This is a genomic window from Streptomyces kebangsaanensis (assembly GCF_001906585.1).
Lineage (GTDB): Bacteria > Actinomycetota > Actinomycetes > Streptomycetales > Streptomycetaceae > Streptomyces > Streptomyces kebangsaanensis.
The window spans coordinates 4,101-18,432 of the sequence record NZ_JUJA01000097.1 but is presented as its reverse complement, the minus strand read 5'-3'; the positions used below and the strand labels follow the sequence as shown (position 1 = coordinate 18,432).

Below are 14,332 nucleotides of genomic sequence, written 5' to 3'. Positions count from 1 at the left end.
GGCGGGGGTCGTCCCCTTCCCCTGGAGCAGGGCCGCGTACGCGGCCGTCCCCGCCGCGCAAGGGGTGGCGCGCCCGCCCGACGGTTCCCGGGCCGGCCTTCGTCGCATCATGTCCCGCCAGACCCTGTCCGCGCTGTTCGGTGCGGCGTCGGTCCGGCCGTGGCCGGTGTCGCCGGATTCCTCGGATTCCTCGGAGTCCGGGGTGAGGTGGTCCCCGTGCATGACGCCTCCTCTGCGGCACTGCCCAGAGAATAGAACATTTGTTCCCTTGATCGTGCGGGTGACCGTACGGGCGCCGTTCCCGATCGTCCGTGGTGCCGGGTCCGATCATTTGACGGGTCCCGATTTGGGGTCCGGGCGGCAGGGTGATTGGCTGGCTCCAAGCCCGAGAACGGATGTCCTGGAGGAAGTCATGGCGCAGGTCGAGGCCACTACGGAGCGGGTCGTCGCCGCCGACGCGGAGAAGGTGTTCGACGCGCTCGCCGACTACCGCGGCACCCGCCCGAAGCTGCTGCCCGAGCACTTCAGCGAGTACGAGGTGCGCGAGGGCGGGGACGGCGAGGGCACCCTCGTCCACTGGAAGCTCCAGGCCACCAGCAAGCGGGTCCGCGACTGCCTGATGGAGGTCAGCGAGCCGACCGACGGCGAGCTCGTCGAGAAGGACCGCAACTCCTCCATGGTCACCACCTGGCGCGTCACCCCGGCCGGCGAGGGCAGGTCCCGGGTCGTCGTCACCACCACCTGGAAGGGTGCCGGCGGCATCGGCGGCTTCTTCGAGAGGACGTTCGCCCCCAAGGGGCTCGGCCGGATCTACGACGCCGTGCTCGCCAGGCTCGCCACCGAGGTCGAGAAGTAGGCTCCCGCGAGCAACTCACCGGAGTGCGGGCCCTGTTGGCTCCTCACCGGTTCGAGTGGATCCCTCCACGGGTCGGAGGTGTGCCGTAACTCGTCGCGCTTGCTCGTAGTTGTCGATGTTGTCGATTTCCGCAGGGGTTGTGCGGGGATCATCCGGCAGGCGCGACGAGGGGAGCGGTACGTGGGCGGGATCACGGGAACTTCTGAGGATGCCCCGTCCTTCAGGGCGGGGAGGAATCGGACGGACTGGTATGCTCTTCGCCGTGCTGAGCGAGAACCAAGCCGGCACGGCAATTCCTTTGCTTGTAGTGTCAAACCGGGCTGGCTCCACCCCGGCTGGTGTTGATCGTGCAAGACCTGTCGGTCCGCTGGACTCGCAGGCGACGTGAGCCAGGAATCTCCCTGCCTTCAGCCGGGAGAGGGTTCAATCTGGTGCAGGACGAGCCGGTCGCGGCGGCGCCCCCGAGGATCCCCGCCGCGTCCGCCGTTCCCGCCCCTCCCCAGCTCGGTCCGCGCCGGGTGCGGCTGGTCTTCGTCGGGCTGATGCTCGCGCTGCTCCTCGCCGCCCTGGAGCAGATGATCGTCGCCACCGCGCTCCCCAGGATCGTAGGCGAGCTGCACGGCCTGGACCGGATGTCCTGGGCGATCACCGCCTACCTGCTCACCTCCACCGTCGGACTGCCCGTCTACGGCAAGCTCGGCGACCTGCTGGGCCGCAAGGGCGTCTTCCAGTTCGCCATCGTCGTCTTCGTCGCCGGGTCCGCGCTCGCCGGACGGGCGCAGAGCATGGACCAGCTGATCGCCTTCCGCGCCGTGCAGGGCGTCGGCGCGGGCGGCCTCATGATCGGCGTCCAGGCCATCATCGCGGACATCGTGCCGCCCCGGCGGCGCGGCCGGTTCATGGGGCTCATCGGAGCCGTCTTCGGCCTCGCCTCCGTCGCCGGACCGCTGCTCGGCGGCTACTTCACCGACCACCTGTCCTGGCGCTGGTGCTTCTACATCAACGTGCCCTTCGGCCTGGTCACCCTGGCCGTGGTCGCCGTCGTGCTGAAACTGCCCAAGCCCCGGGTCAAGGCCCGCTTCGACGTCCTGGGCACGCTGCTGCTCGCCGCCGCCTCCACCTGCCTGGTGCTGCTGACCAGTTGGGGCGGCACCGAGTACGCCTGGGACTCGAACGTCGTCCTCGGACTCGGCGCGGGCGCCGCCGCGGCGGGCGTCCTCTTCCTCGTCGCCGAGCGCTTCGCCGCCGAACCCCTCATCCCGCTGCGGCTGTTCCGGGACTCCGTGTTCAACGTCAGCGGACTGGTCGGACTCGTCATCGGCGTCGCGCTGTTCGGTGCCGCCAGCTATCTGCCCACCTTCCTGCAGATGGTCGACGGCGCCTCGGCCACCGAGTCCGGGCTGCTGATGCTGCCCATGATGGGCGGCGTCGTGGTGGCGTCGATCGTCTCCGGGCAACTCATCAGCCACACCGGCCGCTACCGGATCTACCCCGTTCTCGGCAGCGCCCTCTCAGCCGTCGGCATGTGGTTGCTGTCCCGCCTCGAGGTCGACACGCCCCGGCTGCACTACAGCGTCTGGATGGCCGTCCTCGGCGCCGGCATCGGCCTGGTGATGCCGGTCCTGGTGCTCGCCGTGCAGAACTCCGTGCGCCCCGCCGACCTCGGCACGGCGACCAGCGCCAACAACTACTTCCGGCAGATCGGCGGCAGCGTCGGCGCCGCCGTCTTCGGCACCCTGTTCGCCGACCGGCTCGCCGACGCCCTGCGCCACCGCGTCCCCCCGCGCGCGGGCGGCGCCCCGCCCGACCCCGAGTCGATCACCCCGCAGGGCGTGCACGCGCTGCCACCGGTCCTGCGCGACGCCTACGTGCGCGCGTACGCCGACGCCATGCCGCGGATCTTCCTCTACCTGGTGCCGGTGCTCGTCCTCGGCCTGCTCATCGCCTTCTTCCTCAAGGAGAAACCCCTGGTGTCCCACAACGCCCACGTCACCGCCCCGGAGACCGCGCCGCCGACCGCCACCGTGCCGCGGGCCCGTTCGCCCCACGCCGCCGGTGTGCCCGTCTGCGGCACCGTGCAGCATCCCGACGGGACCGTCGTGCCCCGCGCGGCGCTCACCCTGATCGACGTCTGCGGACAGCAGATCGGCCGGGGCGCGAGCGGCGACGACGGGCGGTACGCGCTGTCCACGCCGGGCACCGGGGCGTACGTCCTGATCGCCGCGGCCGGCGGGCACCAGCCGCAGGCGGTCTCCGTGACCGTCGGCGAGCGGCCCGTCGAGCTCGACGTCGTCCTCGGTGGCGCCGGACGGCTCGCGGGCACCGTGCGCACCGCCGACGGCAGTCCCGTGCGGGACGCCACCGTCACGCTGACCAACGTGCACGGCGAGGTCGTCGCCACCACCCGCAGCGGGCGCGAGGGCGGCTACGACATCACCGAGCTGGTCGCCGGTGAGTACACCCTCGCCGCGAGCGCGCCCGCCTTCCGCCCGGCCGCGCTGCCCGTCACCGTGCACGCCTCGCGGGAGACCCGCCAGGACGTCGAACTCGCGGGCGGCGCCGTGCTGCGCGGGACGGTACGGGCCGGCGGCGGGCGGCCCGTCGAGGACGCGCGCGTGACCCTCCTCGACGCCGCGGGCAACGTCGTGGACACGCTCACCACCGGACCCGACGGAACGTTCCGGTTCGTCGATCTGTCCTCCGGCGAGTACACCGTGATCGCGGCCGGCTACCCGCCCGTCGCCACGGTGCTGCAGGTCGCGGGCGGAGGACGCACGGAACGCGACCTCCAGCTCGGACACGAGGACTGAGCCCCCGTCAGGAGGCGTGCGTCCGCGCGCCGGTGCGTCCCCGCTGAAACCAATTCCTTTATTGCCGCACATCGTGACCGGCCGCCGCCGTACCGTGGTGCTCGGGGGAACAGATCTTGCGGAGCCGTGGGGAGAGGGGCCTGTGCCATGGACCGTGGCACCGAAGGGGACGTACCTCCCGGCCGCGGAGCCGGGAGCGGCGCGGTGGTGGCGGACGCCGCGGCCGGCCGTGTCCCGCTGGCCGTGGTCGTGGTCGACGACGACGGCCTGGTGTCGCACTGGAGCAGGGGCGCGCGGCGGATGTTCGGCACCGCCAAGGAGGAGGCGGTCGGGCGGCCGGCCGTCGACCTGCTGCCCGTCTCGGGCGCCCTGCCCGACGAGGCCGACGACGCCCCCTACCGGTCGTGCACCGGCCACGACGGGCTCGGACCCGGACTGGAGTCCTCGCTCGACGGACGGCTGTCCTACGCGGCCGCCGGGCGCGCCCGGCTCACCGCGCCCGGACGGGACCGGGTGGACGTCCTGTGGTGGGCGTATCCGCTGGTGGGAGCGGGGCGGGAGCGGCTGCTGGTGCTCGCCGCCGACGTGGACGGGCTGCGCCGGGACCCCGGGCACGAGGACGGGGCCGCGTTCGAGCGGATCGCGCCCGCCTTCGCCCTGCACACCGACTTCCCCGGCGCCGAGGAGCTGGCACGCCGGCTGCCCGAGATCCTGCCGAGCATGAGCGTCGGCGAGAGTGCCCGGATCGTCGCGCAGGTCCTCGAACTGGGCTATCCGGTACTGGAGTTCAGTCAGAACGACCGGGTGCCGGTCACCCCCGACTGGGGCGTGCCGCGGCGGGCCGGGCGCAGGGCGCGCCGCGAGCGGGCCGCGCGGGCCGCGGCCCGGGGCCTGCCCGTGCCGGCGGAACCCGCCGACGACGAGGGCGAGGACCTGGAGTACGCCGCCGTCCGCGAGCGCCTGGAGTTCCTCAACGAGGTCAGTGGCCGGATCGGCACCTCGCTCGACCTCGCGCGGACCATCGTCGAGGTCAGCCGGGCCGTCGTACCGCGCTTCACCGACGTCGCCGGCACCTACCTGCGGGAACAGGTCGTCGCGGGCGAGGGCTTCCCGGAGGGCGTGCCGGACACCAGGACCATGTGGCACCGGGTGGCCGTCGAGCACACCGACGAACCCGGCCGCTGGGACGACGTCGTGCCCGTCGGCGAGGCCATGCCGTTTCCGGCGCACACGCCGTTCTTCCAGTGCATGACGACCGGCGAACCCGTGCTCGTGCCGCGGATCAGCGAGGAGATGGGCCACACCATCGCCTCACAGTTCGAAAAGCGCGACATCCGGCCGCTGATCACCCACCGCTCCATGCTCGTCGTACCGCTGAAGGCGCGCGACGTCGTGCTCGGCTTCATGATCCTGCTGCGCCATCCCGGGCGGGCCGAGTTCAACGACATGGACCGGGTCACCGGCGCGGAACTCGCCGCTCGTGCGGGCCTCGTGCTCGACAACGCGCGCATGTACACCTACCAGGAGAACGTCGCCGAGACCCTCCAGGACAGCATGCTGCCGCACATCCCGGCGCGGAGGACGGGCTGCGACATCGCCACCCGCTACCTGCCCGGCACGCTGCTCGGCCGGGTCGGCGGCGACTGGTTCGACTCGGTCAAGCTGCCCGGGGCCCGCACCGCCCTGGTCGTGGGCGACGTGATGGGACACGGCCTCAACTCGGCGGCGATGATGGGGCAGTTGCGTACGGCCGTGCAGACCATGGCCGCGCTCGACCTGCCGCCCGCGCAGCTGCTGCGCAACCTCGACGACCTCGCGCAGCGGCTCGGCGACACCTATCTCGCGACGTGCCTGTACGCCGTCTACGACCCGATCGCGAGCGAGCTGCACCTCGCCAACGCGGGGCACATCCCGCCGGTCCTGGTGCGCGCCGACGGCCGCAGCGAGCTGCTGGACCTGCCCACGGGCGCGCCCATCGGCGTGGGCGGGGTGCCCTTCGAGGCGGTACGCGTGCGTGTGACGCCCGGCGACCGGCTGGTGATGTGCACCGACGGGCTGGTCGAGGTGCGCGGCGAGGACATCGGTGTCGGGCTGGCGGCCCTGTGCGAGTCCGCCGCCCATCCGGCCGCGTCCATGGACGACGCCTGCGACACGATCATCCGCGCGCTGGGCACGCGCGGGGGCCGCAAGGACGACGTGGCCCTGCTGATGACCCGGCTCAACGGCATCGAGCCGGACGACGTCGCCGAGTGGCGGCTCGCCCGGGACCCGGCCGAGGTGGGCCGGGCCCGCGCCGCGGTCCGTGGACAGCTCCACGCGTGGGGCCTGGCCCGTCTCGCCGATCCCGCCGCGCTGATGGTCAGCGAGCTCGTCACCAACGCCGTACGGCACTCCCACGGCCGCCCCGTCGAACTGCGCCTCGTCCGCGGCGACACCCTGCTGTGCGAGGTGGAGGACGACGACCACGACCTGCCCACCCTGCTGAACGCCGGTCCCGCCGACGAGTCCGGCCGCGGCCTGCGCGTCGTCAGCGCCCTCGCCCGTGAATGGGGCACCAGCCGCACGGGCACCGGCAAGACGGTCTGGTTCGAACAGACCCTGCCCCGCCGCTGAACCGACGGGCGGCAGTGGGCCGGACGGACGGCGGGGGACGGGGGCGCCATGGCCGGTACGGCGCCGTGTGCGCTCGTGCCGCGGGCCACGCGCGCGTGGGTGCGGGAGCGCGGGCGGTGGGGTCCCGCCCCGCGTCACCGGGCCCGGCAGGGCCGGGACTCGGTCGCGCAGGGCAGGCGCGGGACCTCGCGAGCGGGTGGGGCCATGCCGCGCCGGCCCGGTGAGGGCGTACCCCGCGTCGACCGGCAGCTACTCGGGGCGCACGGCCGGGGCGTGAAGGTGCGCGTCGGGCGGTTGTCGGGGCGGGACGGGCGCGGTGGACCGTGGGCGCTCATCGATTTCGGCTGAATTACGTTTCTGACAAGGGGAGTTGAGCATGAGTGCGACGCATCGGTACCGGCAGGCGTGGGAGGGGTTCTGGAGGGAGGCGTCCGGGGAGCCGGGGGCGGTGTTCTGGGATGCCGAGCCCGCGGTGACCGCCGGGGCCCATCTGCCTCTGTTCGAGCCGTATCTGGGCGACCCTGGACTGCCCCTGGTGGATCTGGGGTGCGGCAACGGCACCCAGACGCGTTTCCTGGCCGAGCGCTTCCCGCACGTCGTGGGAGCCGACATCGCCGCGGCGGCCGTCGAGCACGCCCGGCACGGCGACCCCGCCGGGCAGGCCGCGTACCGGGTGCTGGACGCCGCCGACAAGAACGAGGCGGAGACCCTGCACGCCGAGCTCGGCGACACCAACGTGTACATGCGGGGCGTGCTGCACCAGTGCGATCCGGACGACCGGCAGACCCTCGCCGACGGGGTCGCCGCCCTCGCCGGCGAGCGCGGCCGGGCCTTCCTCGTCGAGCCGTCCGAGGCCGCCCGGCCGATCCTGGGCGAACTGGCGCAGGGCCCCGCCGGGCCGCCGCCCAAGCTCGCGCCGGTCCTCCGGCACGGCATCGCGCCCGGCGAAGTCGCCGACGACGCGGTGCCGCGGTACCTGCGCGCGGCCGGCCTCACCGTCCTCGCGACGGGTGAAGCACCTCTCACCACCACCGAGTTCACGCCCGACGGCACCCGGATCGTGCTGCCGTCGAAGTGGTTCGTGGCCGGGCGCACCCGGTGAGCGGCCCGCCTCCCGGTCGCACTGCGTGTCAGTGGGGCGGCGTATTGTCGCATTGACGTAGTTTGGAGGGGGGTGGGGGCTTTGAGAAACCCTACAAGCTGTAGGGTTGCGTTCACCCCACCGCACCCTTCATGCAGAGAACGAGAGGTGGCCGTGTGACCGTCGTGCCCGAACCGGACGTCAGTGTTGTCGTCATCGTCTACAACGACGAAGAGCGGCTTCCGACGGCTGTTGGTTCCGTCCTCGAGCAAACACTCCGCAATGTCGAGGTGGTCATCGCCGACGACTGCTCGACGGACGGCTCCCACGAGGTCGCGCAGGCGCTCGCCGCGGCCCACCCCGGCCGGGTCCGCGCGATCCGGCTCCCGGAGAACAGCGGCGGCTGCGGAGAGCCCCGCAACCAGGGCGTCAAGGCGGCCCGCGGCCGGTACGTGATGTTCCTGGACAGCGACGACACCCTGGAGCGCAACGCGTGCCGCAACATGGTCGAGGCCGCCGACCGCACCGGCGCCGACCTCGTCTCCGGCCGGTGCGTCCGGGTGCACGCCGACAGCCGGCACGGCAAGCGCACCCCCTGGTACCCCTGGCTGTACCGCGCCACCCGCACGCTGGACTCCGTCGCCGAGCTGCCGGACCTGCTGGTCTTCGACACCCTGTCGACCAACAAGTGCTACCGGCGCGCGTTCCTCCTCGACAACGGGCTCACCTTCCCCCGCGGCATCCACTACGAGGACCTGCTCTTCTCCGCGCAGGCCTACCTGGCCGCCCGGCGGATCACCCTGATCCCCAACACGGTCTACCACTGGAACGTCGTCGAGAAAACCGCCGTCAAGTCGATCAGCAACCGGCGCGGCGAGATCAGCAACTTCGCCGACCGGGTCGAGATCCACCGCCGTATCGACGCCATCCTGGACCGCCAGGGCCAGGACCGGCTGAAGCTGTGCAAGGACATCAAGTTCCTCAAGCACGACCTCGTGCTGTACCTGCGGGAACTGCCCTTCCTCGACGACGACTACCGCCACCGCTTCGCCGAACTGGCCCGCGGCTACATCCAGGACTTCCCCGAGGCGGCCTACGCCGAGCTCGACCGCGTCCACGCCATCTGCGCCCAGCTGCTGCTGCGCGAGGACTGGGCCGATCTGATGCCGGCCATCGACACGCTCATCAACCGGCACAAGATCTCCGCACCGCTGGCCGAGCGGGACGGCCGGATCTACTGGACCGACCGCTACCTCGACGACCCCGAGATGCGCGCCGTCCTGGACGTCACCACCCTCGGCTACCACGCCCGGCCGCTGAACCGGATGGCCCTGCGCAACAAGCTCACCGAGTACACGGCACACGACGGTGACATCGTCCTCGCCGGCGAGATCGTCAACCCGCTGCGCACCATCGCCCCGGGCGCCGGGCTCAGCGCCGAGCTGGAGTTCCGCGCCCGCCGCCGCAGCCTGCAGACCTTCCACTTCCCGGTGCCCGCCCCGCGCCACCGGGGCGACACGATCGCCTGGCGGGCCGAGGTCCCGCTGGCCCGGCGGCTGAGACCACTCGGCATCGTCGACGACGTCTGGGACGTCCGGCTGCACCTCACCGTGGACGGCAAGCGCACCACCAGCCGGCTCACCGTCGGCACCGTCGACCTGGAACACACCGAGCCCGTGCCCGTACGGCCGCGCCTCACCCGGCTCATGGCCGACCGGATCGAGGCCCAGGTGTCCGCCAAGGGTCACCTGGCCTTCCGGCTCACCCAGCACGGCCGGGCCGCCCGCGCCGGCCGCGCCGCCGTGGAGCGCAACCTGCACGGCCGCCCCGCGCGGGCCGCCAAGAGCGCCTACCGCACACTGCGGGCCGTACGGCGGGACGTGAACTCCGGCACCCGCAAGCTCCAGGTCTACGACCGCGTGCTGCGCAAACTGCCCGTCCGCAAGGGCACCGTCGTCTTCGAGAGCCACCTCGGCAGGCAGTACAGCGACAGCCCGCGCGCCATCTTCGAGGAACTGCGCCGCCGCAAGGCGCCGATCACCCCGATCTGGTCGTACGCCGGTGAGCGCCCCGAAGGCTTCCCCCCGGGCGTGGAACTGGTGCGCCGCTGGTCCTGGCGCTACCTCAGGGCGCTCGCCCAGGCCGAGTTCTGGATCGACAACCAGGGCTACCCGCTCCGGCTGGCCAAGCGCCCCGAGACGACGTACATCCAGACCTGGCACGGCTCGGCGCTGAAGCGGATGGGCTTCGACGCGCCCGCCTACCGGATGATGTCCGAGCCGGAGCAGCGCTCCTACCAGCAGGCCCTGGACCGCTTCGACCACTTCGTGGTCCGCAGCGAGCACGACGTACGCACCCTCGCGCGCGCGTACCGCATCCCCGAGGACAAGCTGCTGCGCACCGGCTACCCGCGCAACGACGCCCTGGTACGGGTCCGGGAGGGCGCGCCCCCGCCCCCCGAGACGCGGCGGACGGCCGAGCGGCTCGGCCTCGACCCCGGCCGGCGCGTGCTGCTGTACGCGCCCACGTTCCGCGCCCGCCCCGACGGCCGCGTAAGGGAGTTCGCGTTCCCCTTCGACGTCGAGGACTTCGCCGCCCGCTTCGGCGACGACCACACCCTGCTCGTCCGGGCGCACTACCTGAACCGGCTCACCCTGCCCCCGTCGGTGGCCGGACGCGTGATCGACGTCAGCGCCGAACCCGACATCACCCCGCTGATGCTGCTCGCCGACGGCCTGATCACCGACTACTCCTCGGTGATGTTCGACTACGCCCTGCTCCAGCGCCCCATCGTGTTCTACGCCCATGACTGGGAGGAGTACGCCAAGGACACCCGCGGCACCTACTTCGACCTCCTCACCGAGGCCCCGGGCCCCGTCCCGCGCACCGAGGAGGAGCTGTTCGCCGCGATCGGCGACCTGAACACCGTACGGACGACGTACGAGGCGCGGCTGAAGGAGTTCGTGGACAAGTACGGCGAGTACGACCGCGGGGATGCCGCGGCGCAGATCGTCGACCGTTTCTTCGGCACCGCGGGAGAGGCCCGATGACCCAGCGCGACATCTTCTTCGTGGCCAACGAGGTCAACGAACTCGGCGGCGTGGGCCGCTGGCAGCCCCAGATGGCCGGGCTGCTGGCCGAGCGCGGCCACCGGGTCACCGTCGTCGGCATCGCCCCGGCCAACCACCCGATGGACCTCGGCGACCAGCCGCCGTTCCGCACCGTGACCCTGTACGCCCGCCGCCCGCCCGGCCGGCCCAGGCCGCGTCGCACGCTCGGCCGCCTCGACCCGGCCGTGCGCCGCCACGAGATCCACATGAGGGCCGCCGCGAGCCGGCTCTCGGCGCTGTTCCAGGCCGCCCGGCCCGGCGCGATGATCATCGTCCCCCAGGTGTGGGCGATGGAGTGGGTCGCCCTCGCGGACACCGCCGGGCACCCGGTCATCGGCATGACCCACGAGTCCTTCGAGACATCCCGAAAGTCCTCCCGCTTCGCGCGGGTGAAGAAGTACTACAAGGACGTCGACCGCCTGCTGGCCCTCACCCGGGAGGACGCCGACCGCTGGGCGGTCGAGGGCATGAACAACGTCGGCTTCATGCCCAACCCGCTGTCCATCGAGCCCGGCACCCCCTCCCCGCGCACCGAGAAGGTCGTCGCGAACGTCGGCCGGCTCTCCCACGAGAAGGGCGTCGACCTGCTCCTGGACGCCTGGGCCGAGGCCGCGCCGAAACAGCCCGGCTGGACCCTGCGCATCTACGGCAGGGGAGAGGCCGAGGCACAGCTCAGACAACAGTGCGCGCGACTCGGCCTGGAGGACTCCGTCGACTTCGCCGGACAGACCGACGACGTGCCCGGAGCGCTGCGCGCCTCCTCCGTCTTCGTCCAGTCCTCCCGCGGCGAGGGCTTCCCGCTGGTCCTGCTGGAGGCCATGGCGACCGGTGTGCCCTGCGTGGCCTTCGACTGCGCGCCCGGCGTCCGCGAGATCGTCACCCACGAGGAGGACGGCCTGCTCGTCCGCCCCGGCAACACCTCCGAACTCGCCCGCCACCTCGTCCGCCTGATGTCCGACGCGCACCTGCGCGACACGATGGGCGACCGGGCCCTGCACAACGTCCGCCGCTTCGACCCGGACGTCATCACCCAGCGCTGGGAAGCCCTCTTCGACTTCCTGGAACGCTGATGCCCCAGCCGTGCGAAGCCGCGGGGCGACCGGCTCCGCACGGGTCGTAGCCGGTTGCCCCCGCGGCGCGTAACGTGGCACGGCATGAAGATCCTCATCAGCGCCGACATGGAGGGCGCCACCGGTGTCACCTGGCCCGCCGACGTGCTGCCGGGAACGCCGCAGTGGGAGCGGTGCCGGGCGATGTTCACCTCGGACGTCAACGCGGCCGTGGTGGGTTTCTTCGACGGGGGCGCCGACGAGGTGCTCATCAACGAGGCGCACTGGAGCATGCGCAACCTGCTGCTGGAGCGGCTGGACGAGCGGGCGCAGATGCTCACCGGACGGCACAAGTCGCTGTCCATGATGGAGGGCGTGCAGCACGGGGACGTGGACGGCGTCGCCTTCGTCGGCTATCACGCGGGCGCCGGTATGGAGGGCGTCCTCGCCCACACCTACCTCGCCAACCAGATCACCGGGGTGTGGCTGGACGACGTACGGGCCGGCGAGGGGCTGCTCAACGCGCACGTGGCCGCCGAGTACGGGGTGCCGGTGGTGCTGGTCACCGGTGACGACGTGGCCTGCGAGGACGCGCTCGGCTACGCGCCGGAGGCGCTGAAGGTGGCCGTCAAGGACCACGTGTCCCGGTACGCGGCCGTGTGCCGTCCGCCCGCCCGCACCGCCGCCGACATCCGGGCCGCCGCCGAGGAGGCGGCTTCCCTGGCGGTCCGTCACGAACCCCGCGATGCCGGCCCGTTCACCGTCGCCGTGGAGTTCGACGCCGAACACCTGGCCATGGCCGTCACCGTCGTGCCCGGAGTGAGCCGGACCGGGGAGCGCAAGGTGGCGTACACCAGCCCCACCATGTACGAGTCGATCCGCACCTTCAAGGCGGTCACCACGATCGCCTCGGCCGCGGTGGAGGAGCAGTATGGCTGACGCGCAGGCACTGGACGAGGTCGTCGACTTCACGTCCGACCTGATCCGCATCGACACCACCAACCGGGGCGGCGGGGACTGCCGGGAGCGCCCGGCCGCCGAGTACGCCGCCGAGCGGCTGGCCGCGGCGGGCCTGGAGCCCATGCTGCTGGAGCGCACCCCGGGCCGGACCAACGTCGTCGCCCGGATCGAGGGCACCGACCCGTCGGCGGACGCGCTGCTCGTCCACGGTCACCTGGACGTCGTACCGGCGCGGGCCGAGGACTGGAGCGTGCACCCGTTCTCCGGCGAGGTGCGCGACGGGGTCGTGTGGGGCCGGGGCGCGGTCGACATGAAGAACATGGACGCGATGATCCTCGCCGTGGTCCGCGCCTGGGCCCGGCAGGGCGTACGTCCCCGGCGCGACCTGGTGATCGCCTTCACCGCCGACGAGGAGGCCAGTGCCGAGGACGGCGCCGGTTTCCTCGCCGAGCGGCACGCCGAGCTGTTCGAGGGCTGCACCGAAGGCATCGGCGAATCCGGGGCGTTCACCTTCCACGACGGCACCGGCCGTGAGATCTACCCCATCGCGGCCGGTGAACGCGGCACGGCCTGGCTGCGGCTGTCCGCGCGCGGGCGGGCGGGCCACGGCTCCCGGGTCAACCGGGAGAACGCGGTGACCCGGCTCGCCGCCGCCGTCGCCCGGATCGGCGCCCACGAGTGGCCGGTACGGCTCACCCCGACCGTGCGCGCGGCCCTCACCGAACTCGCCGCCCTGTACGGCATCGAGACGGACCTGCGGGACGTCGACGCGCTGCTGGACAAGCTCGGCCCCGCGGCCCGGCTGGTCGAGGCGACCCTGCGCAACAGCGCCAACCCCACCATGTTCGAGGCCGGTTACAAGATCAACGTGATTCCGGGGGAGGCCGTCGCCCACGTCGACGGACGGTGTCTGCCCGGCGGCGAGGAGGAGTTCCGCACCACCCTCGACGAGCTGACCGGCCCGGACGTGGACTGGGAGTTCGAACACCGCGAGGTGGCGCTCCAGGCGCCGGCCGACTCGCCCACCTTCGCGGCGATGCGGGCCGCCGTCGAGGCGTTCGCGCCCGAGGGGCACGTGGTCCCGTACTGCATGGCGGGCGGCACCGACGCCAAGCAGTTCTCACGGCTGGGCATCACCGGGTACGGGTTCTCGCCGCTGAAGCTGCCCGAGGACTTCGACTACCACCACCTGTTCCACGGAGTCGACGAGCGTGTCCCCGTGGAGGCGCTGCACTTCGGCGTCCGCGTCCTCGACCGCTTCCTGCGGACGGTCTGACCGGAGGGGGAGAACGTGCAGAGCCTGCCGTACGGTTCCTGGCCCTCGCCCATCGACGCGGCCCTCGCCGCCGCGCACGACGGCAGACCGGAGTTCGCCGGCTTCGTCGGCGACGAGGTGTGGTGGACCGAGCCACGCCCGGCCGAGGGCGGCCGGCGGGCGCTGGTGCGCCGCCGGGCCGACAGCGTGGAGGAGACGGTGCTGCCCGCGCCGTGGAACGTGCGCAGCCGTGTCATCGAGTACGGCGGCCGGCCCTGGGCCGGGGTGGTCCAGGACGGCGTGCCGCTGGTGGTGTTCGTGAACTTCGCCGACCAGCGGCTCTACCGCCACGAGCCCGGCGGCGAGCCGCGCCCCCTCACGCCCCTCTCGGCGGTGGGCGGCGGACTGCGCTGGGCTGACCCGCAGGTGCGCCCGGAGTACGGCGAAGTGTGGTGCGTGCTGGAGGAGTTCACCGGGGACGGGCCCACCGACGTACGGCGTGTCCTGGCCGCCGTACCGCTGGACGGCTCGGCGGCCGGCGACCGGGCCGCCGTGCGCGAGCTCACCGACGACCGGCACCGGTTCGTCACCGGCCCCC

9 protein-coding genes and 1 pseudogene are annotated in these 14,332 nt (G+C 72.6%); 9 read left to right on the top strand and 1 reads right to left on the bottom strand.

Annotated elements, in window-relative coordinates; genetic code table 11:
* Positions 1-222: hypothetical protein (locus RH94_RS43330; protein ID WP_234425763.1), on the bottom strand; the 222-nt coding region annotated here is incomplete at its 3' end.
* A gap of 190 nt (positions 223-412) precedes the next feature.
* On the opposite strand from RH94_RS43330, the gene RH94_RS14385 reads away from it, so the two are divergent.
* The 9 genes and pseudogenes from RH94_RS14385 to RH94_RS43325 form a co-directional block, all read left to right on the top strand.
* Positions 413-856, top strand: coding sequence for an SRPBCC family protein (locus RH94_RS14385; protein ID WP_073948000.1), 444 nt, complete (start codon positions 413-415; stop codon positions 854-856).
* A gap of 431 nt (positions 857-1,287) precedes the next feature.
* Complete coding sequence (locus tag RH94_RS14380; RefSeq protein ID WP_407697316.1) at positions 1,288-3,666, top strand: MFS transporter; 2,379 nt, start codon at positions 1,288-1,290, stop codon at positions 3,664-3,666.
* A gap of 147 nt (positions 3,667-3,813) precedes the next feature.
* On the top strand, positions 3,814-6,279 hold the full coding sequence (locus RH94_RS14375) for an ATP-binding SpoIIE family protein phosphatase (protein WP_073947999.1): 2,466 nt from the start codon (positions 3,814-3,816) through the stop codon (positions 6,277-6,279).
* Positions 6,280-6,655: 376 nt separating this feature from the next.
* The gene (locus tag RH94_RS14370) at positions 6,656-7,381 is read left to right on the top strand and encodes a class I SAM-dependent methyltransferase (protein WP_073947998.1); all 726 of its coding nucleotides are present in this window, start codon (positions 6,656-6,658) and stop codon (positions 7,379-7,381) included.
* A gap of 131 nt (positions 7,382-7,512) precedes the next feature.
* Complete coding sequence (locus RH94_RS14365; protein WP_073947997.1) at positions 7,513-10,410, top strand: bifunctional glycosyltransferase/CDP-glycerol:glycerophosphate glycerophosphotransferase; 2,898 nt, start codon at positions 7,513-7,515, stop codon at positions 10,408-10,410.
* A complete protein-coding gene (locus RH94_RS14360) occupies positions 10,407-11,540 on the top strand; it encodes a glycosyltransferase (protein WP_073947996.1) in 1,134 nt (377 codons plus the stop codon). Before RH94_RS14365 ends, RH94_RS14360 begins: the two co-directional genes overlap by 4 nt.
* An 84-nt stretch (positions 11,541-11,624) precedes the next feature.
* The gene (locus tag RH94_RS14355; RefSeq protein ID WP_073947995.1) at positions 11,625-12,458 is read left to right on the top strand and encodes a M55 family metallopeptidase; all 834 of its coding nucleotides are present in this window, start codon (positions 11,625-11,627) and stop codon (positions 12,456-12,458) included.
* Positions 12,451-13,755, top strand: coding sequence for a M20/M25/M40 family metallo-hydrolase (locus RH94_RS14350; RefSeq protein ID WP_073947994.1), 1,305 nt, complete (start codon positions 12,451-12,453; stop codon positions 13,753-13,755). The genes RH94_RS14355 and RH94_RS14350 overlap by 8 nt, the downstream gene beginning before the upstream one ends.
* Positions 13,756-13,770: 15 nt before the next feature.
* A pseudogene (locus RH94_RS43325) lies at positions 13,771-14,332 on the top strand (S9 family peptidase); the annotation flags it as partial.